This is a genomic window from Marinobacter iranensis (genome assembly GCF_029207565.1).
Taxonomy (GTDB): Bacteria; Pseudomonadota; Gammaproteobacteria; order Pseudomonadales; family Oleiphilaceae; genus Marinobacter; species Marinobacter iranensis.
On sequence record NZ_JANCMW010000206.1, the window covers coordinates 1 to 266 of the forward strand.

General features: G+C 51.5%; 1 protein-coding gene. It reads left to right on the forward strand.

Annotated features, from left to right (window positions below; all coding sequences use genetic code 11):
• On the forward strand, positions 1-266 hold a 266-nt coding region (locus tag NLU14_RS22045; RefSeq protein ID WP_275710637.1), incomplete at both ends, for an RHS domain-containing protein.

A 266-nucleotide genomic window follows, 5' to 3' on the forward strand; every position in this document is an offset into this window, starting at 1 on the left:
AAACAGCGATTCGAATACACACTGGGTCATACCCCCACGAGCTTTACCGAGAACGGCACTACCTACTACCTGCTGACTGACCAGTTGGGCAGCCCGAGGGTGATTACTGACAGCGCTGGGCAAGTGGTCAAAGCCATTGAGTATGATGCCTATGGAAATGTAACCAGTGACAGCAATCCGACTATCACAATTCCCTTTGGCTTTGCGGGAGGCTTGAAAGATAGCGATACTGGCCTGATCCGGTTTGGGTATCGGGATTACGATCC